This window comes from Methylobacterium sp. 13MFTsu3.1M2, from assembly GCF_900112625.1.
In the GTDB taxonomy this organism is placed as follows: Bacteria; Pseudomonadota; Alphaproteobacteria; order Rhizobiales; family Beijerinckiaceae; genus Methylobacterium.
Window position 1 is genome coordinate 179,775 of sequence record NZ_FOMM01000013.1, and the last position, 17,511, is coordinate 197,285.

Sequence of the window (17,511 nt, forward strand, 5' to 3'; positions counted from 1 at the left end):
TCCGGTCTCGGGACGGGGCGGGAAGGATCGGCCGCGGCCCGTCCCGCGGCGGGGGGGCTCAGGACAGGCGGGCGTAGCGCCGCTCGAAATAGGCCGAGAGCTGCGACAGGATCGACGTGAGGCCGAGGTAGATCAGCGCCGCCGCGATGTAGAAATCGAACGGCCGGAAGGTCGTGGCGATCATGAGCTGCGCGTAGAGCGTCAGCTCCACCACCGTGATCGTCGACAGCAGCGAGGTATTCTTCACCGCCGAGATCGCCTCGTTGGTCAGCGACGGCAGGATCATGCGGAAGACCTGCGGCAGGACGATGCGCACCATCATGATCCGCGGGTTCATGCCGAGCGCCAGCGCCGACTCGACCTGACCCCGGGGGATCGCCGCGAGGCCGGCCCGGATCGTCTCGGCCACGTAGGCGCCGCTGCTGACACCCAGCGCGATGATGCCGGCGGTCACGGGCGAGAGCTTCACCCCGACCTGCGGCATGCCGAAATACACGATGAAGACCTGCACGAGGGTCGGCGTGCCGCGGATGAACCAGACGTAGAAGCTCGCCAGCGCCCGGAAGGGCGCGAAGGACGAGCGCTTGCCCAGCGCCCCGAGCAGGCCGCAGGCCCAGCTCACCAGGATGCTCGCCACCGTGACGCCGAGCACCACTAGGGTCGCCGAGAGGAAGCCGGGGCCGTAGGTGACGACCTCGTCCGAGAGGGTGAGCCACCACTCCTGCAACGCCGCGACGCTCATCGCTGTCCCTTCTCCCCGGTGATGGGCCGGCGGCTCACGCCGTCTGTCCCGGCGCGGCGGGCTGGTGCAGGACGCGCCGGAGGAACTGGCGCAGCCGCTCGCTCCGGGGCGCGCCGATGATGGCGTCGGGCGGCCCGTCCTCGGCGATCACGCCGCCGTCGAAGAACAGGGTGCGGGTGCCGACATCCCGGGCGAAGGCCATCTCGTGGGTGACGAGCAGCATCGTCATCCCGTCCGCCGCGAGGGAGCCCATCAGCGCCAGCACCTCGCCGACCAGCTCCGGATCGAGGGCCGAGGTCACCTCGTCGAACAGCATCACCTTGGGCGCCATCGCCAGGGCGCGCACGATCGCCACGCGCTGCTGCTGCCCGCCCGAGAGCTTCGACGGGTAGGCGTGCCGCTTCTCGTAGAGGCCGATGCGCTGGAGCAGCGCCTCCGCCTCCGCGACGGCCTGCCGGCGCGGCATCCGACGTACCCGGATCGGCGCCTCGATGACGTTCTCCAGCACGGTCATGTGCGGCCAGAGATTGTAGCTCTGGAAGACCATGCCGATCCGCGCCCGCAACTCGCAGAGCTGCTGCGGCGTCGGCTGGCGGCGGGCGCCCTGCTCGTAGTCGAAGGCGAAGCGCTCGAAATCCATGAAGCCGGAGGTCGGCGTCTCCATGAGGTTCAGGCAGCGCAGGAACGTGCTCTTGCCCGAGCCGCTCGCACCGATGATCGACACGACCTCGCCCTCTCGGATGTCGAGGGAGATGCCCTTCAGGACCTCGTTGGTGCCGTAGCTCTTGTGCAGCTTCCTGATCTTCAGGAGCGGGGGCGCGGCCGTCTCGGTCTGAGCCATCGTTAAACCTGATGTTTTGCAGTCGCTTCGCGGATCGATGCTTAGATCCGCACGCAGATCGCATTATGTTGCTGTTTTATCGTTCATAAAATCTCTCAATATAGAGATTTAATTTTCCATCCGCCGACGTTTTACATTGCCAAATCGGATGGGATGCCTTAGCAGAACCGGTATACCGCCGGCATTCAAGCGGTATTTTTGAGCATGGCTGCCTCCGACATGGTCATCGAACTTCCGGATCCCGGTATTCCCTTCGCGACTGCGCCGGGCGCGTGCCTCATTGTTCAGCCGATGGACCGGGTCGGACCCGCGCGGCAGCCGGCATGACCCGGCTCGCGATCGATCCGGATCTCTGCGCGGGCCTGTTCGCCGAGCTCCTGAGCTTCAGCGAGGACGCGCCGGGCGTGACGCGGGCGGCCTACGGCGTCGGCGAGGAGCGCGCCCACGCCCTGATGCGAGCCACCGGGCTGGCACTCGGGCTCGCCGCCGAGACCGACGCGGCCGGCAACCTGTTCCTGACGATGGCGGGCCGCGACCCGGCACTGGCGCCCTGGATGGTCGGCTCTCACGTCGACACGGTGCCCCACGGGGGCAATTTCGACGGGGCGGCGGGCGTGATCGGCGGCCTCGCGGCCGTGGAGGCCCTGCGCCGGGCTGGGATCGTGCCGGCGCGTCCCGTGACGGTGGCGGTGTTCCGGGCCGAGGAGAGCGTGTGGTTCCCGGCCTCCTACGTCGGCAGCCGGGCCGCGCTCGGCCTGCTGCCGCCGGAGGTGCTCGACCTGCCCCGCGCCGATACCGGCAGGAGCCTGCGCGACCACATGGCCGAACTCGGCCTGCGGCCGGGGGCGGTGGCGCGGGGCGAGCGGCTCCTCGATCCGGCGCGGATCCACGGCTTCGTCGAGATGCACATCGAGCAGGGCCCGGCGCTGGAGGCGGCCGGGCTCCCCGTGGGCTTCGTCACGGCGATCAGCGGCAGCTTCCGCTACCGCAAGGCGGCCTGCTTCGGCCGCTACGGCCATTCCGGCGCCGTGGCGCGGGGCGACCGCAGCGACGCCGTCTTCGCCCTCGCCGACCTGATCACCGGCCTGGACGCGCTCTGGGGCAGGCTGGAGGCGGAGGGCTGCCCGGCCACGATCACGCTGGGCGAGGTCGCCACCGACCCGGTTCAGCACGCCTTCGCCAAGATCCCCGGCGAAGTCCGCTTCTGCCTCGACGTGCGCAGCACCGAGCCGGCCGTTCTCGACCGGGTCGAGGCGGCGCTCGCCGAGCATATCGCCGCCATCGAGGCCGCCCGCTCGGTACGCTTCGTGCTGGGCGAGCGGACCGGCAGCACGCCGGCGCGGATGAGCGCCGCGCTGGTCGAGGCCCTGTCCGGCCACGCGCGCCGGCTCGGGACGCCGTTCCGCACGATGGCGAGCGGGGCGGGGCACGACACCGCGACGCTGGCCGGCCAGGGCGTGCCGAGCACGATGATCTTCATCCGCAACCAGAACGGCAGCCACAACCCGGACGAGGCGATGCGGATCGCGGATCTGTGCGCCGCCGCCACCCTGGTGGCCCACCTGGTCGCCGAAGCCTGACCCCGCGCGAGAGAAGGGATGCACCGATGATCGTCGATCTGAACTGCGACATGGGCGAGGGCTTCGGCGTCTACCGTCTGGGCGACGACGCCGAGATGCTGACCGTGGCGACCTCGGCCAACATCGCCTGCGGCTTCCACGCCGGCGACCCGCTGGTGATGCACGAGACCCTGAGCCGCGCCGCCGCGAACGGCGTGCAAGCGGGCGCCCACCCGAGCTTCCTCGACCTCTGGGGCTTCGGCCGGCGGCCGATCCACGGCGAGCGCCCCGCCGACATCGAGAAGGCGGTGCTCTACCAGGTCGGCGCGCTGCTGGCGCTGGCGCAGGATGCCGGCTGCCCGGTGCGCCACGTGAAGACCCACGGGGCCATGGGCAACATGGCCAACGAGGATGCCGACCTCGCTCTGGCGGTGGCCCGGGCGATCCGCACCCTCGACCGCGACCTGATCTTCGTGGTGATGCCCGGCCTGGAGACCGAGCGGGCCGGCGAGAAGCTCGGGCTGCCGATCGCGCGCGAGATCTACGCCGACCGCGCCTACGCGGATGACGGCACCCTGGTCTCGCGCAAGCTCCCCGGCGCCGTGCTGCACGATCCCGATTCCGTCTCGGAGCGCGTGGCGCGGATGCTGGAGGACGGGGCGATCACCTGCCTGTCCGGGCGGCGCATCCCGACGCGGATCGACACGGTCTGCGTCCACGGCGACACGCCCGGCGCGGTCGCCATGGCGCGCCGCCTGCGGGCAGAGTGCGCCGCCAAGGGCATCGCCCTGCGCCCGATGGCCGAGGTGCTCGGTGTCTGAGCCCGGCTACCGCCTCCTCGATAGCGGCGACCGGGCGCTCACGGTGGAGCTCGGCCGCGCGGTCGATCCCGCGATCAACGCGCGGGTCATCGCCCTCGACGCGGCGCTCCGCGGCGCCGGGCGCCCGGGCGTCCTGGAGACCGTGCCGACCTACCGCTCGCTCCTCGTCCTCTACGATCCGGACCTGCTGCCCCGGGCCGACCTCGCCGCGCTGATCGCCGCGCACTGGCCGCCGCCGGACGGGGCGGCGGGCTCGCTGCGCCGCTGGCGGGTGCCGGTCCATTACGGCGGCGCGCACGGCGCCGACCTCGACGACCTCGCCGCCGGGGCCGGCCTCAGCCCGGAGGCGGTGATCGCCCTTCATTCCGGCCGCGACTACCGCGTCTACATGATCGGGTTCGCCCCCGGCTTCGCCTATCTGGGCGGCCTCGATCCCCGGCTCCACGCGAGCCGGCGCACCGATCCGCGGCCCAAGACGCCCGCCGGCAGCGTCTCGATCGGCGGGAACCAGACCGGCGTCTCGCCGCCCCTGGAGCTGCCGAGCGGCTGGCAGCTCATCGGCCGCACGCCCGCGCGCTCCTACGATCCGGGCCGGGCCGAGCCGTTCCTGTTCGCGGCCGGCGACCTGATCCGGTTCGAGCCGATCGACCGCGCCGCGTTCGACGCCCTCAGCGAGGCCGCCCGCGCCGGCGAGACCGTCGCGACCCTGGAGCGGATCGATGCCTGAGGGCCTGCGCGTCATCGCCCCCGGCGTGGCCTCGACCCTGCAGGATGCCGGGCGGCCGGGCTACCTGCGCTACGGCATCTCGGGGTCCGGCGCGATGGATCCCGACCTGCTGGCCCTGGCCAACGGCCTCGTCGGCAACCCGCTCGACGCCGCGGTGATCGAGATGGCGATGGTCGGTCCGACCCTCGCCTGCGAGACGGATATCTGCCGCGTCGCCCTCGCCGGCGCGCCCTTCGCGATAAGCCTGAACGGCCGCGCCCTCGACCCGTTCACCGCCTACGACCTGCGGCGGGGCGACCGGCTCGTCCTGGGCGGACCGCGGCAGGGCCTGCGCGCCTGCCTCGCGGTCGCCGGGGGCTTCGCCGTCGCGCCGATGCTAGGCAGCGTGGCGACACACACCCGCACCCGCCTCGGCGGCCTCGACGGCCAACCCCTGGCCGCGGGCGACCTGCTGCCCCTCGCGGCGCCCGCGCCCCGCGACCGCCCGCTGACCCTGCCGCCGGCCCACCGGCCGACCTTCGGCGGGCCGATCCGGGTGGTGCTCGGGCCGCAGGCCGACGGCTTCACCGCGGACGGCCTGCGGACCTTCCTCTCCGAAGCCTACACCCTCACGGCGCGGGCGGACCGGATGGGCTGCCACCTCGACGGGCCGCCGATCGCCCACGCGGGCGGCTTCAACATCGTCTCGGACGGGATCGTGAACGGCTCGATCCAGGTGCCCGGCCACGGGCGCCCGCTGATCCTGCTGGCCGACCGCCACACCACCGGCGGCTACCCGAAGATCGCCACCGTGATCTCGGCGGATCTCGGCCGCCTCGCGCAGGTGCGGCCGGGGGAGACGATCCGGTTCGCGGCCGTCGCTGTCGCGGAGGCCCAGGCCATCGCCCGCGCCGCGCGAAGCGCTCTGGCCGCGCGGCTGACGGCGCTGGTGCCGGCCGGCGGCGGCGATCTCGACAGCGCGTTCCTGCTGTCCTGCAACCTCGTCGGCGGCGTCGTCTCGGCGCGTGCCCTCGATCCGGCGCCCTGACGGCGCCGCAACCCCCTCTCAACCGAGCCCAGCAAGCAAGAGACCGTCGATGCTCACGCCGTTCCACCTCGCCTACCACGTCACCGACCTCGACGCGGCGCGCCGCTTCTACGGCGGCGTCCTCGGCTGCCAGGAGGGCCGCAGCACCGAGACCTGGGTCGATTTCGACTTCTTCGGCCATCAGCTGTCGCTGCACCTGGGCGAGCCCTTCGCCACCACCCGGAGCGGGAAGGTCGGCGACCACACGGTGATGATGCCGCATCTGGGCGTGGTGCTGCCGCTCGACGCCTGGGAGGCGCTCGCCGGCCGTGTCGAGGCGGCCGGCATCGCCTTCGACATCCCGCCGGTCGTCCGCTTCGCCGGCGAGCCCGGCGAGCAGCGCACGATGTTCTTCTTCGACCCGAGCGGCAATCCGATCGAGGTCAAGGGTTTCCGGGATCTGGCCGGCGTCTTCGCGCACTGAGGCGCGTATCCGCGAAGCGGCCCGCCGCCGGAGCGGCGACGGGCGGCCAGGACACGCCGCCCGTCAGGCGCGGCGGGCGTTCCAGAAGACGAACTGGCCGTCGACCACGTCCCGGAGGTCGCGCCGGAAGGCCGTCCGGTAGAAGTACTGGCCGGTCGGCAGGTACGGCACGTCGCGCATCGCCAGGGTCTGCATCCGGGCCGCGATCGCCTGGCGCGCGGCCTGGTCCGGCGCCTCGATCCAGGCCTCCCGCAGCCTCTCCAGTTCGGGCAGGTCCGGCCAGCCGAAGAAGCCCTTCTCGCCGCCGCAGCGCAGGACCTGCTCCACGACCGGGTTGGCCATGTCGAGGCCGGTCCAGGTCGTGGTGAAGATGTTCCAGCCGCCCTGGTCGGGGGGCACCTTGCTGGCGCGGCGGGTGACCAGCGTGCCCCAGTCGGACACGACGTACTGCACGTTCATCCCGAGGCGCTGGAGCAGGTCGTGCATGATCTCGCCGAGGGCGCCGAGCACGGGGTTCTCGCTCGTCGACATGAGCACGACGCGCTCGCCCTGGTAGCCGGCCGCCACGAGGTCGCGCTTGGCCTTGGCGAGATCGCGCGGCCGGGTGAGCACGTCGAGCCCGGCATCGGTGGCCATCGCGGTCCCCGGCGTGAACAGGCCGACATCCTTGCGCCACAGCTTGGGATCGTCGCCGGCGGCCGCCGCCATGAAGTCTGCCTGGGACAGGGCCTCGAGGACCACGCGCCGGACCGCGGGCTTGTCGAAGGGCGGGTGGAGATGATTCATCACGCCGGTGCCGAGATTGCCGAGCGGCGAGGCGAGCTGCGTGGCGATCTGCGGGTGCGCCTGAAGCGTCGGCACGAGATCGCTGATCGGGTTCTCCCACCAGTCGACCTCGCCGTTCTGAAGGGCGGCGGCCGCGGTGCCGGGATCCGGCATGACCTGCCACTCGACTCGCTCGAAATGGACACGCTTCGGCCCCGCCACCCAGGAGACCGGGCCGTTCTCCCGGGGCCGGTAGTCCGGGTTGCGGTCGTAGACCACGCGGGCGCCGACGAGCCGCTCCTTGGTGTTGAACCGGAACGGCCCGGAGCCGATCAGCTCGGGGATCTGCTGGGCCGGGTCGGTGGCGGCGAGGCGCTCGGGCATGATGACGAGGACCGGCGGACCGAGCTTCGCCAGCGTCTCGAGCATCAGCCCGTAGGGCCGCTTCAGGCGAATGACGAAGGTGCGGTCGTCCGGCGCCTCCAGGGCGTCCGTGCGCGCCATCAGGGCCTGCCCGAGGCTGTCGCGTTGCGCCCACCGCCGGATCGACGCGACGCAGTCGCGGCCCCGCACCGGCTCGCCGTCGTGGAATCTCAGGCCCTCGCGCAGCCGGAAGGTCCAGCGCCGCCCGTCCTCCTCGACCGTGTGGCCCTCGACCATCTGCGGCTGCGGCGTGAACTGCGCGTCGAGGCCGTAGAGCTGGTCGAACACCATCAACGCGTGGTTGCGCGTGACGTAGGCCGTGGTCGTCACCGGATCGACGATGGTGAGGTCGGATTGCGGCACGAAGCGCAGGACGCTCGCCCGGCCGCCCTGGGCGAGGGCCGGGCGGGCCGGCAGGAAGGGCGCGGCGGCCGCGGCGGCGGCACCGCCCAGGAAGGTTCGTCGCAGCATGGGGTCACTCCTGGCGTTCCGGGTCAGGCGGACGGGGACGGGAGCGCCGGTCGGCCTTCCGTGCGAGGCCAATTTCTGCGGGCGCAGTCCGCGGGAGCACAACCTGCAAGGGCCGTTCCGCCCCGGCCGGTCACGGGGTGCGGACGGCCTCTTCGGCCCGCCGGCGCAGGGCCGCGCGGTCGATCTTGCCGGTCGAGGCGAGCGGCAGCGCCTCGACGAACCAGACCCGACGCGGGTGCTGGTAGGCCGGCGCGTGTTCGAGCGCGTAATCCTTGAGAGCGGCCTCATCGACGGTGGCGCCGGGCCGGCGGACCACGAAGGCGACCGGCTTGGTGCCCTTGATGGCGTCGTCCACCGGCACCACGCAGGCCTGGAGCACCGCGGGGTGGCGCTCCAGCACCAGTTCGACCTCGCCCGGAAAGATGTTCTCGCCGCCGGAGACGAACATGTCGTCGGTCCGCCCGAGGAAGTAGAAGAACCCGTCCGCGTCGCGGCGGAAGACGTCGCCGGTGTCGTAGAACCCGTCCGCGGTGATCGGGACGGGCACGTCCGGCCGGTTGTGGTAGCCGAGCATGATCGCGGGGCTGCGCATCTGCAGGATCCCGGTCTCCGGGGCGTCCGGTCCGACGAGGCGCAAGGCCACCTGGGGATGCGGCGCGCCGACCGACGCGACCGGCGTCGGCAGGCCGTCCGGATGGTCGCCGAACACGACCGGGCCGCCCTCGGTGGTCCCGTAGGCGTTGAGGATGCGGGCGTTCGGCAGGAGGGCGCGGATCTGCCGGGCGAGGGTGTCGTTGACCGGCGCCGAGCCCATCCGGACCGTCCGCACGCCGGTGAGGTCGGCTTCCGCGAGGAGATCCGGCTCCCGCAGCATCATGGCGATCATCGGCGGCACGGCGGTGAGCCACGTGCAGCGGTACCGGTCGATCGCCGCGATGTAGGCCCGCGCCTCGAATTGCGGCAGCAGCACCATCGTGGCGCCGGCCGCGCAGACGAGGAGCGCCAGGGCGAGCGCGTTCATGTGGTAGAGCGGCGCCGCCACGAGCAGCCGGTCGTCGCGCAGGTCCGTCTCCGCGGCGCGGGTCCGCGCCACCCAGAGGTGGCTGGCATGGCTCAGCCGCACGCCCTTCGGCCGGCCCGTCGAGCCGGACGTGTAGAGGAACAGGGCCGCCTCGTCGGGCTCGGGCACGACCGGCACGAACGGACCGGGGTCGAGCCAGGCCGCGAAGCCCTCCGGCCCGTCATCGTCGAACCCGGCGATCCGGATATCGGGGCCGAGATCGGCCAGCAGCGCCCGGCGCGGGCCGTCGCAGAGCACGAGCCGCGCCCCGCAATCGGCGAGCACGGCGGCGATCGTGGCCGGCGGGAACTTGTGATTGACCGGGACCGGAACCACGCCGGCGCGCATCGCCCCGAGCAGCGCCGCGATCGTGTCGGGCCGGTTGGCCGCGAGGATCGCGACCCGCGCGCCGCGGGCGATCCCGCCGCGCAGCAGGCCGCGGGCGAAGGCGTCGGCCCGGGCGTCGAGACCGGCGCGGGTCATCACCGCGGGCTCGCCATCCGGGCCGACGCCGATGATCCGCGGCCTGTCCGGCGGCCCGGACCGGTCGACGAGGTCGCCGAGATTGGTCGGAGCCGTGGCCGCGCGCGTCATGGGGCCGCCCTGCACACGAGACGGAGGTCGAAGGCCGGTAGCGTCAGCGTGGCCGCGTCCGGCCCGTGCCGAACCCAGGCCGCCTCCGGGAGCGCGCCCGCGCGGGCTTCGAGGGCGTCGAGGTCGCGGAAGCGCAACGCCAGGGCGGAGAAGCGGGCGGCCGGCCCCGGCACGATCGCCACCCGCGTCTCGCCGAGCCGGAGGGTCCGGACGCCGCCCGCGGCCTCGGCCGGGGCGCCGCTCGCGCTCGCGTAGAGGGCGGCGTCGGCCTCCGGCGCCGGGCTCTCGATCGTCAGCGCGTCGAGCCCCGTGAAGCCGTTCGGATGGTCGAGCCATTCGGGGCGCCAGACGAGATCCGGGGTCAGGTGCTCGCAATGGTAGAGGCGCCCCGCCGGGAACCGGTCGACCGGCACCCGCACCGTGCGGAACCGGGCCGTTTCCTCGCGGCCGTCGACGGTCACGGGGCGCGTGAAGGCGACGGGCGGCCCGGCCGCGAGCCCCGCCGCGGCGAGGCGGGCATGCGTCGCGTCGGCGTCCCGGCTCGCCACGACGAGCCCGTTCAGGCCGAACGGGCTGTCCAGAACGTCCTGCCGCTGCGGACCCGTCTCGGGCAGGCCGACGAGTTCGAGGTAGGGTCCGGCCGTCATCATCAGGTGGTTGACGGAGCCCAGCGAGTGGTGGCCGCGCGGCGTCAACCGGAAGCCGAGGGCGGCGAACAGGTCCGCCGCCTCGTCCATCCGCCGCAGCACGTTGATCACGACGTGGTCGAGGGCCCCATCCGCCGGGGCGCCGGGGGCCGGTCCGGTCATTTCGGCGGCGCCGTCATGTAGACGCCGCGGCCGCTCGCGAGCAGGCGCCCCTCCGGGTCGAGGATCTGCGCCTCGGCCACCGAGAGCTGGTTGCCGAACTTCACCACCGTGCCGCGGCAGGTGAGATCGCCCTGCATCGCGGCCCGGTGGTAATCGACCCGCAGGTCCACGGTGGGGACGCCCCGGCCGGTCTTGGAGACTAGCGCCCAATCGGCGGTGAGGTCGACCAGCGTCGCCAGGATGCCGCCGTGGACGTAGCCGCGCTCGGCGTTGACGACCCATTCCGGCCGCCACGTCGCCTTCAGTTCGATCGTCCCATCGCCGACGGCGACGACGGAGAGGCCGAGCCACTGGTGGAACGGGCCGCGCAGCAGCAGCGCCTCGACCTGCTCCTTGGTGAGGGGGGTGTCGGACATGGCTTCGAGATCTCCTCGGGCGGGGCTGGGGGCGTGGACGCGCGGCGGACCGGCCTCGGGCGGTGTCAGGGGGTGACGACGATCTTGCCCATGACCTCGCGGTCGCGGATCATCCGCAGGCCCTCGGCGGCCTCCTCGAGGGGCAGGAGCTTGTCGATGGTCGGCTTCAGCGTGCCGGCCTGGATCATGTCCATCAGGGCCGACAGGTTGTCGTCGTAGAAGCTGTTCGAGCCGATCACCTTGAGTTCGAAGCTCCAGATGTAGCGGAGATCCTCCTTTGGATCGTGCCCCGCGGTGGCTCCGCAGACGAGCAGCGTGCCGCCGCGCTTCAGGCACTTGAGCGAGGGCACCCAGGTGTCGCCGCCGGTGAAGTTGATCACCACGTCGACGCCGCCCTCGTAGGTCCGGCGCTGCGGCTTGCCGTACTGCTGGATCGCCCACTTGGAGAAGTCGGTCTCGCGGTAGTTGACGACGTGGTCGGCCCCGAGGGCCGTCAGCGCCGCCATCTTCTCCGCGCTGCCCGCGCAGGCGATGACCTCGGCGCCGAGCTGCTTGGCCAGCATCACGCAGCCCGTGCCGACGCCGCCGCTGGCGCCCAGGATCAGGACCTTGTCGCCGGCCTTCACGGTGTTGTGGGTGATCAGCATGCGGTGGGCCGTGCCGTAGGCCACCGGCAGGGACGCCGCGTCCGCGTAGCTCACGTCCGGCGGCATCGCGATGAGCTGGCTCGTCGAGACCCGGCAGTACTCGGCCATGCCGCCGTCGAGCATCTCGCCCATCAGGCCCTTGGCCTTGTTGAGCGGGTTGACCAGCACCCGGTCGCCGACGCGCCACTCCGCGACGCCCGCGCCGAGCTCGACGATCTGCCCGGCCATGTCGAGGCCGATCACCACCGGCATCGGCACCTTGATGCCGGGCATGCCCTTCACGGTGAACACGTCGTGGTAGTTGAACGAGGACGCGCCGACCCGGATCAGGACCTCGCCCGGGCCGGGGGACGGCCTCGGATAGTCGTTCACCACCTTCAGCGTGTCGATGTCGCCGTGCGCCTCCAGAACGAGCGCCTTCATCGTCTGAGCCATCGTGGAAACCCTCTTCTGCAGGTCGGAAAGGCTACGGGATCGACTTCGACCGCTCGTAGGGGCCGGGGACCAGGGCCGTGTCCGGCAGGCTGCCCTGGACGGCGCCGACCGCCTTGAACACGTCGAATTCCCGCTTCAGCGAGGCGATGTCGGCGGGCTCCAGGCTGACCGTGTAGATGCCGTCCCAGAGGCCCGCGTAGGCCGCGGCGTCGGCGTCGCTCAGGTTCGCGGCCGCCTTCAGGATCTTGGCCACGCCGGGCTTGTCGGCCTGGCCGAAAGCGTAGGCCTTGCGCATCGCGGCCACGACCTTGGCGGGCGCGTCCGGATTCTGCGTCATCCAGGCATTGCGCATCAGGCCAACGCCGAGGACCGGCGGCGCGTCCTGCTGGGTGAGGCGCTTCCACTCCTCCCGGAAGGTGCCGAGCCGGCGCAGCTTCACGTCCGGCAGGAGCGCGAGGGTCACGGTGCGCAGGGCCGCGGCGTCGATGTCCTTCTGGACGAGGAATTGCGCCAGCCGGGAATCGTTGCCGGGGACGGCCTGGTAGTCGGCGGGCTTGAGGCCGTGATTGGTCTCCAGGATCGCCGCCGCGATGGCGGCGGTGCCGCTGCCGGCCGGCGAGGTGCCGATCTTCCTGCCCCTGAGGTCGGCCATCGTCTTGATCGGCGAGTCCTCCGGGACGACGAAGTCGAGATCGGCCACCTGGGTCGCCAGGACGATGCTCATCGGCAGCCCGTCGGCGGTGACGCTCAGCGCCGTCCCGGCGCTCGCCGCGATCGCGAAATCGATCGCCCCGGCGGCCATCGCCTTGGTCGGCGCGTTCACGTCCGGGAACTTGACGTACTCGGCCGTCAGGCCCTCCTTCTCCATGAACTTGCCGGCTTCCAGCACGGCGCCGAAGCCGAGGCTGATGCCCGAGCTCCAGTATCCGATGCGCACCGTCTCGGCGCGCGCGAGGCCGGGCAGGCCGAGTGCGCAGAGCGCGGCGGCGGCGAGGACGCGGATCCGTTTCAAGGCGTTCTCCGGGACGGGCGATGAGGGGTCGTGCGGCGGGCGTGTCCCCGGCTGGCGCCGGCCGTCACGGCTGCGCCACCTTCTTCCAGGCGAACAGGCGCTGCTCGGCCGGCTTCAGGACGAGCGTCTCGAGCCCGATCATCAGGGCGACGAGGGTGAGGGTCCAGGCGAAGACCTGGTCGGTCTGGACGAGGTCGGCCGCCTGCCGCAGGCGGTAGCCGATGCCGCTGCTCGCCCCGAGCGATTCCGCCACGAGGACGACCCGCGCCCCGAAGCCGATGGCGAGGCGCGCGCCCGCGAAGAAGGCGGGCAGGATCGTCGGCAGGTAGATCTTGGTCAGCACCTTGCGGCGCGGCATCCGGAAGGTGCGGGCGAGCTCGAGATGCTCGGCGCTGACCGTGCGCGTGCCCTGCCAGACGTTGGTCAGGATCAGCGGCATCGCGGTCATGAACACCACGAAGATCGTGGTCCAGTTCGAGAGGCCGAACCAGATCAGCGCGAAGATCGCCCAGATCGCGGAGGAGACGGTGTTGGTCACCGTCAGCACCGGCTCGAAGAAGCGCCCGAGGCGCGGGCTCGCGCCGAGCAGCAGGCCGAGCGGCAGCCCCACGAGGGCCGCGAAGGCGAGGCCGACGCCGATCCGACCCAGCGTGATGCCGAGATCGGCGGCGAAGCTCGGCGTGGCGACGAGGCCGAGCCACGTGTGCCAGACCCGCGCGGGGCTCGGCAGGACGAAGCTCGGCGCGTGCAGCGATCCGAGCTGCCACGCGGCCAGCGCCAGGGCGAGCAGGGCGAGCCGCTGGAGCAGCACGCCCGCCCGGCGGCCGGCACCGGACGTCCGCGTCCGCCGGATCAGGCGCGGCGGGGTCTTCACGAGCATCGCGCGCTCGCCGCGGAGAGGCTGATGCGCAGGCGCCGGACCTCCTCGGCGACCTCCGTCGAGAGCGGGTCGCGGGGGTACGGCAGATCGATGGCTCGGACGGTGCCGATCCGGCCCGGCCGCGGGTGCAGGACGACCACCCGGCTCGCCAGCACCACCGCCTCCTCGACGTCGTGCGTGACGAAGACCAGGGTCATCGCCCGCAGGCCGGCGATGCGCAGCAGCTCCGCGTGCATCTGCGCGCGGATCTCGGGATCGAGCTTCGAGAACGGCTCGTCGAGGAGCAGGATCTTGGGCTCGGTCACGAGGCTGCGCGCGAGCGCCACCCGGCTGCGCATGCCCCCCGACAATTCGTGCGGGTAGGCGTCGCGGAAGGCCTCCAGCCCGACGAGCCGCAGGGTCTCGTCGACCCGCCGCGCCCGCTCCGCCCGGCCCATGCGTCCGGCCTCGAGGCCGAAGGCGACGTTCTGGGCGGCCGTGCGCCAGGGCAGCAGCCGGTCCTCCTGGAACATGTAGGTCATGGCCCGCCAGTCGCGGAAGGCGTGCGACGGGATGCCGTTCAGGAGGACGGCGCCCTGATCGGGCTCGACCAGCCCGGCGATCATGTTGAGGAGGGTGCTCTTTCCGCAGCCCGAAGCGCCCAGGATCGCGACGATCGCGTGCTGCGGGATCGCGATGTCGACGGTGTCGAGGACGTGGAGCGGCCCGCCCTCGCGCCGGTCGAACCACTTGCTGACGTGGTCGAGCTCGACGGCGTTCACGGCTCGCCCCCGTCGACCCGGGCCGGCCGCACCGGCGCCACCACCGCGGTGTCGCGCAGGCTGGCGATGACCTTCTCCAGGGTCATGTCGCGGAACGTCTCGACGTGGCGGCGGGCCACCAGGGCGGCGCTGTCGGCGTCGCCCGCCACGAGGTGCTCGATCAGCGCGGTGTGGTCGTTCTCGATGTTCGGTCGCACCCCCTGCACGCCGAAGCCGAGGGCGACGAGGCGGGTCATCTCGTCGAGGAGGCCCGACAGCGTCCGGTACAGGCGCCCGTTCCCCGCGGCCGCGGCGATCGCGAGGTGGAAGCCCCGGTTGGCCTCCAGGAAGAAGTCGATCTGGTTGCCCATCTCCACCGTGATCTTGCGGCGGCAGGCCTGCTCCAGGCGCTCCAGATGCGCCCGGTTCACGCGGCCGGCGGCGCCCCGCGCCGCGAGGGGCTCGAGCTCCATCCGGAGGGCGAAGACCTCGTCGACATCCTTCACGGTCACCGGGCTGACCCGGTAGCCGTGCCGCGGCATCGAGCTGACGAAGCCTTCCTGGGCCAGGCGCTGGAGCGCGATCCGGCAGCTCGCCTTGCCGATCTCGAACCGCTCCATCACCTCTGCCTCGGTGAAGCGCGTGCCGGGCAGGAGGCGGCAGGCGACGATCTCGCGGCGCATCAGGTCGTAGGCCTGGTTGCCCTTGCGCGTGGCGTCGGGGACGGCGAGCACCGCCGCGGTCGGGCGAGCGGGCCGGGACCTGTCATCGCGGGTCGTCATCGCACCTCGCTGTTCGGGCATTGAGGCTCCCACAGCATGCTGTGAGCTGCCCACCGCACGCAGGACATGTGCCAACCCCGCGCCGGCCCGCCTGCGCGCGGCGCGCATCGGCGGGCGGAACGATGGTCGGGTGCCGGCATTCGTCGCGCGGTGGGAAGCTCAGCTGCGACGCGTGATCAGCTCAGCGCGCGCTGTGGGCATTCCATGCCGTATTTATGCGCAACGTCTCCGCGTTCTGTAAATGGAATGCGCGTCCAATTTTCGCGAAGATGTTGGAAGAAAGAGCTTTTCGCGGCGCTCGGACGCAGGACGATCTGTGTTTTCCTTGGGCAGAAGGCGCGTGCCGCGGGCCGCAACGGCGACGCCCTACAGGATGTCGGGCTGGCCGCGCCGGTGCTCGTGCCCCGCGATGACGCGGCGCAGGAGCCGGGTCAGGGTGTCCTGCTCCGCCGGGGTGAGGGCCTCGACGGTGAGGCCGTGCGCCGCCCGCGCCGCCGGCTCCATCGCGCCGTGGAGCGCGGCGCCTTCGTCCGTCAGCCGGCAGACCTGCGCGCGGCGGTCGAGGGGCGAGGTCGTGCGGCTCACCAGACCGCGGGCCGCGAGGCGCTTCAGGGCGCCGGTCGTCGTCGTCCGGTCGAGGGCGACCGCGCTCGCGAGCGTCGTCTGATCGGCCTCCCCCAGATCGCGCAGCAGCGAGAGCAGGCTGTACTGGAGCGGGGTGACGCGAAACGCGGCACAGCGTTCGGCGAAGAGGCTGACGTGGATCTGGTGCATGCGGCGGGCGAGGAAGCCCGGGCGCTCGGCCAGGGGCCAGTGCCGGGCGTCCGCCGCCCCTGACGCGGTCCCCGCTTCCGCCAATCCCGCCGCGCAGCCGGCATCCGGGACCTCATCCATCGTCCGCCTCCGCAGAACGGTTCCAGCCTTGGCACGCGGTGTGCAACGCCGGAATACGAAGCATGCTTCGCTTTTGGCAAGGGCGAGGCCGGCGCGCCGGCCGGGACCACGAGGTCGACATGGACAATCGCCGCTATGATCTGGTTCTGCGGGGCGGGCGGGTCATCTGCCCGGCCTCCGGCATCGACGGCATCCGCGACGTGGCGGTGCGGGACGGGCGAATCGCCGCCGTGGCGGAGACGATCCTGCCCTCGGCCGCTGCCGAGGTGGTCGACGTCGCGGGCAAGCTCGTCCTGCCCGGCATGATCGACACCCACGCCCACGTCTACCAGTACGTCACCGGCCGGTTCGGCCTGAACCCCGACATGGTCGGCGTGCGATCGGGCGTGACCACGGTGGTGGACCAGGGCGGGCCGTCCTGCATGACCCTGCCGGGCTTCCGCCACTTCATCGCCGAGCGCTCCGAGACGCAGGTGCTGGCCTTCCTGTCGGCCTACCTCGTCGGCGGCCTGGAGGGGCATTTCTACCCGAACCTCTACAGCCCGGACGGCGTCGACATCGACGCGACGGTGAAGTCGGCCACCGAGAACCGCGACCTTGTGCGCGGAATCAAGGGCCATGCCGAGATCGGCGGCTTCGCCCGCTGGGGCATCAAGGTGATGGAGATGGCGGCCGAGATCAGCCGCCGCGCCGACCTGCCGCTCTACGTGCATTTCGGTCAGCTCTGGGGCCTGCCGGAATCCGGCGCCAACGGCGAGGACGCCGACACCATCGTCGAGCGGGTGATCCCGCTGCTGCGGCCCGGCGACGTACTGGCCCATCCCTTCACCCGCCACCCGGGCGGCTTCATCAACGAGCAGGGCGAGGTCCACCACATCATCCGCCGGGCCATGGAGGCCGGGCTCAAGGTCGATGTCGGCCACGGCAGCCACTTCTCCTACCGCGTGGCCCGCGCGTCCCTGCCGGCCGGCGTGATCCCCTACACGCTCGGCGCCGACATGCACGGCTACAACACCGAGGTGCCCGAGGTGACGAAGCCCGCCGGCACCCCGGACGAGCACCACGACGACGAGAACCATCCCTTCCTCGGCCAGGCCCGGTTCAGCCTGACCCAGGCGATGAGCTCGATGATGGCGCTCGGCATCCCGCTGGAGGAGGTGGTGCCGATGGTGACGTCGCACCCGGCCGAGATGCTGCGCATGGGCGACCGGATCGGCGCGCTCAAGGTCGGCTACGCGGCCGACGTCTCGGTGCTGCACGACGATCGCGGCCGCTTCCTGCTGCGCGACAACGAGGACACGCGGGTGATCGCCGACCGCCTGCTGCGCCCGGCCTTCTGCCTGCGCGCGGGGCGGCGCTTCGAGGCCGACTCGCCGATCCTGCCCCAGGCGATCGCGGCCTGA

At 72.1% G+C, this 17,511-nt stretch carries 18 protein-coding genes; 6 read left to right on the top strand and 12 right to left on the bottom strand.

The genetic code is table 11. The features are described 5' to 3' along the window. Positions 1-58 precede the first annotated feature (58 nt). Complete coding sequence (locus tag BM314_RS14645) at positions 59-742, bottom strand: amino acid ABC transporter permease (protein WP_020094490.1); 684 nt, start codon at positions 740-742, stop codon at positions 59-61. 34 nt (positions 743-776) lie between these two features. After that, on the bottom strand, positions 777-1,583 hold the full coding sequence (locus BM314_RS14650) for an amino acid ABC transporter ATP-binding protein (RefSeq protein ID WP_056527014.1): 807 nt from the start codon (positions 1,581-1,583) through the stop codon (positions 777-779). A 323-nt stretch (positions 1,584-1,906) separates the two neighbouring features. On the opposite strand from BM314_RS14650, the gene BM314_RS14655 reads away from it, so the two are divergent. The 5 genes from BM314_RS14655 to BM314_RS14675 are packed head-to-tail and all read left to right on the top strand — an operon-like array spanning position 1,907 to position 6,180. Next, complete coding sequence (locus BM314_RS14655; RefSeq protein WP_091682417.1) at positions 1,907-3,163, top strand: Zn-dependent hydrolase; 1,257 nt, start codon at positions 1,907-1,909, stop codon at positions 3,161-3,163. A gap of 26 nt (positions 3,164-3,189) precedes the next feature. Next, positions 3,190-3,963 carry a LamB/YcsF family protein gene (locus tag BM314_RS14660; RefSeq protein ID WP_091978608.1) on the top strand — a complete coding sequence of 258 codons (774 nt, stop codon included), beginning with the start codon at positions 3,190-3,192 and terminating at the stop codon, positions 3,961-3,963. Beyond that, on the top strand, positions 3,956-4,690 hold the full coding sequence (gene pxpB, locus BM314_RS14665; RefSeq protein WP_091978610.1) for a 5-oxoprolinase subunit PxpB: 735 nt from the start codon (positions 3,956-3,958) through the stop codon (positions 4,688-4,690). Before BM314_RS14660 ends, pxpB begins: the two co-directional genes overlap by 8 nt. After that, positions 4,683-5,717 carry a 5-oxoprolinase subunit C family protein gene (locus BM314_RS14670; RefSeq protein WP_091978612.1) on the top strand — a complete coding sequence of 345 codons (1,035 nt, stop codon included), beginning with the start codon at positions 4,683-4,685 and terminating at the stop codon, positions 5,715-5,717. Before pxpB ends, BM314_RS14670 begins: the two co-directional genes overlap by 8 nt. Before the next feature lie 49 nt (positions 5,718-5,766). Further along, on the top strand, positions 5,767-6,180 hold the full coding sequence (locus BM314_RS14675) for a VOC family protein (RefSeq protein ID WP_020094484.1): 414 nt from the start codon (positions 5,767-5,769) through the stop codon (positions 6,178-6,180). A gap of 63 nt (positions 6,181-6,243) precedes the next feature. On the opposite strand, the gene BM314_RS14680 is transcribed toward BM314_RS14675, so the two are convergent. The 10 genes from BM314_RS14680 to BM314_RS14725 form a co-directional block, all read right to left on the bottom strand. Beyond that, positions 6,244-7,839, bottom strand: a complete 1,596-nt coding sequence (locus BM314_RS14680) for an ABC transporter substrate-binding protein (RefSeq protein ID WP_091978614.1) — start codon at positions 7,837-7,839, stop codon at positions 6,244-6,246. Positions 7,840-7,969: 130 nt separating this feature from the next. Then, a complete protein-coding gene (locus tag BM314_RS14685; RefSeq protein ID WP_091978688.1) occupies positions 7,970-9,493 on the bottom strand; it encodes a class I adenylate-forming enzyme family protein in 1,524 nt (507 codons plus the stop codon). Beyond that, a complete protein-coding gene (locus BM314_RS14690) occupies positions 9,490-10,302 on the bottom strand; it encodes a VOC family protein (protein WP_091978616.1) in 813 nt (270 codons plus the stop codon). Before BM314_RS14690 ends, BM314_RS14685 begins: the two co-directional genes overlap by 4 nt. Continuing rightward, positions 10,299-10,718, bottom strand: coding sequence for a PaaI family thioesterase (locus BM314_RS14695; protein ID WP_020094480.1), 420 nt, complete (start codon positions 10,716-10,718; stop codon positions 10,299-10,301). The genes BM314_RS14690 and BM314_RS14695 overlap by 4 nt, the downstream gene beginning before the upstream one ends. A gap of 65 nt (positions 10,719-10,783) precedes the next feature. After that, on the bottom strand, positions 10,784-11,800 hold the full coding sequence (locus tag BM314_RS14700) for a quinone oxidoreductase family protein (protein WP_091978618.1): 1,017 nt from the start codon (positions 11,798-11,800) through the stop codon (positions 10,784-10,786). A 31-nt stretch (positions 11,801-11,831) separates the two neighbouring features. Next, complete coding sequence (locus BM314_RS14705; RefSeq protein ID WP_091978620.1) at positions 11,832-12,812, bottom strand: ABC transporter substrate-binding protein; 981 nt, start codon at positions 12,810-12,812, stop codon at positions 11,832-11,834. 64 nt (positions 12,813-12,876) lie between these two features. Next, positions 12,877-13,692, bottom strand: a complete 816-nt coding sequence (locus BM314_RS14710) for an ABC transporter permease (protein ID WP_091978622.1) — start codon at positions 13,690-13,692, stop codon at positions 12,877-12,879. Next, a complete protein-coding gene (locus tag BM314_RS14715) occupies positions 13,683-14,453 on the bottom strand; it encodes an ABC transporter ATP-binding protein (RefSeq protein ID WP_020094476.1) in 771 nt (256 codons plus the stop codon). Before BM314_RS14715 ends, BM314_RS14710 begins: the two co-directional genes overlap by 10 nt. Beyond that, positions 14,450-15,214 (bottom strand): GntR family transcriptional regulator, encoded by a 765-nt coding sequence (locus tag BM314_RS14720; RefSeq protein ID WP_091978624.1) that lies wholly within the window; start codon positions 15,212-15,214, stop codon positions 14,450-14,452. Before BM314_RS14720 ends, BM314_RS14715 begins: the two co-directional genes overlap by 4 nt. 366 nt (positions 15,215-15,580) lie before the next feature. Continuing rightward, a complete protein-coding gene (locus BM314_RS14725) occupies positions 15,581-16,108 on the bottom strand; it encodes a MarR family winged helix-turn-helix transcriptional regulator (RefSeq protein ID WP_244539941.1) in 528 nt (175 codons plus the stop codon). Positions 16,109-16,227: 119 nt separating this feature from the next. Between BM314_RS14725 and BM314_RS14730 the strand changes: the two genes are divergently transcribed. Further along, positions 16,228-17,511, top strand: a complete 1,284-nt coding sequence (locus BM314_RS14730) for an amidohydrolase/deacetylase family metallohydrolase (RefSeq protein ID WP_091978626.1) — start codon at positions 16,228-16,230, stop codon at positions 17,509-17,511.

Bases quoted from the DNA above. Each gene is read 5' to 3' on its own strand.
- BM314_RS14645 (WP_020094490.1), bottom strand. From the start codon at position 742: ATGAGCGTCGCGGCGTTGCAGGAGTGGTGGCTCACCCTCTCGGACGAG.
- BM314_RS14650 (WP_056527014.1), bottom strand. From the start codon at position 1,583: ATGGCTCAGACCGAGACGGCCGCGCCCCCGCTCCTGAAGATCAGGAAG.
- BM314_RS14655 (WP_091682417.1), top strand. From the start codon at position 1,907: ATGACCCGGCTCGCGATCGATCCGGATCTCTGCGCGGGCCTGTTCGCC.
- BM314_RS14660 (WP_091978608.1), top strand. From the start codon at position 3,190: ATGATCGTCGATCTGAACTGCGACATGGGCGAGGGCTTCGGCGTCTAC.
- BM314_RS14670 (WP_091978612.1), top strand. From the start codon at position 4,683: ATGCCTGAGGGCCTGCGCGTCATCGCCCCCGGCGTGGCCTCGACCCTG.
- BM314_RS14675 (WP_020094484.1), top strand. From the start codon at position 5,767: ATGCTCACGCCGTTCCACCTCGCCTACCACGTCACCGACCTCGACGCG.
- BM314_RS14680 (WP_091978614.1), bottom strand. From the start codon at position 7,839: ATGCTGCGACGAACCTTCCTGGGCGGTGCCGCCGCCGCGGCCGCCGCG.
- BM314_RS14685 (WP_091978688.1), bottom strand. From the start codon at position 9,493: ATGACGCGCGCGGCCACGGCTCCGACCAATCTCGGCGACCTCGTCGAC.
- BM314_RS14690 (WP_091978616.1), bottom strand. From the start codon at position 10,302: ATGACCGGACCGGCCCCCGGCGCCCCGGCGGATGGGGCCCTCGACCAC.
- BM314_RS14695 (WP_020094480.1), bottom strand. From the start codon at position 10,718: ATGTCCGACACCCCCCTCACCAAGGAGCAGGTCGAGGCGCTGCTGCTG.
- BM314_RS14700 (WP_091978618.1), bottom strand. From the start codon at position 11,800: ATGGCTCAGACGATGAAGGCGCTCGTTCTGGAGGCGCACGGCGACATC.
- BM314_RS14710 (WP_091978622.1), bottom strand. From the start codon at position 13,692: ATGCTCGTGAAGACCCCGCCGCGCCTGATCCGGCGGACGCGGACGTCC.
- BM314_RS14720 (WP_091978624.1), bottom strand. From the start codon at position 15,214: ATGACGACCCGCGATGACAGGTCCCGGCCCGCTCGCCCGACCGCGGCG.
- BM314_RS14725 (WP_244539941.1), bottom strand. From the start codon at position 16,108: ATGGATGAGGTCCCGGATGCCGGCTGCGCGGCGGGATTGGCGGAAGCG.
- BM314_RS14730 (WP_091978626.1), top strand. From the start codon at position 16,228: ATGGACAATCGCCGCTATGATCTGGTTCTGCGGGGCGGGCGGGTCATC.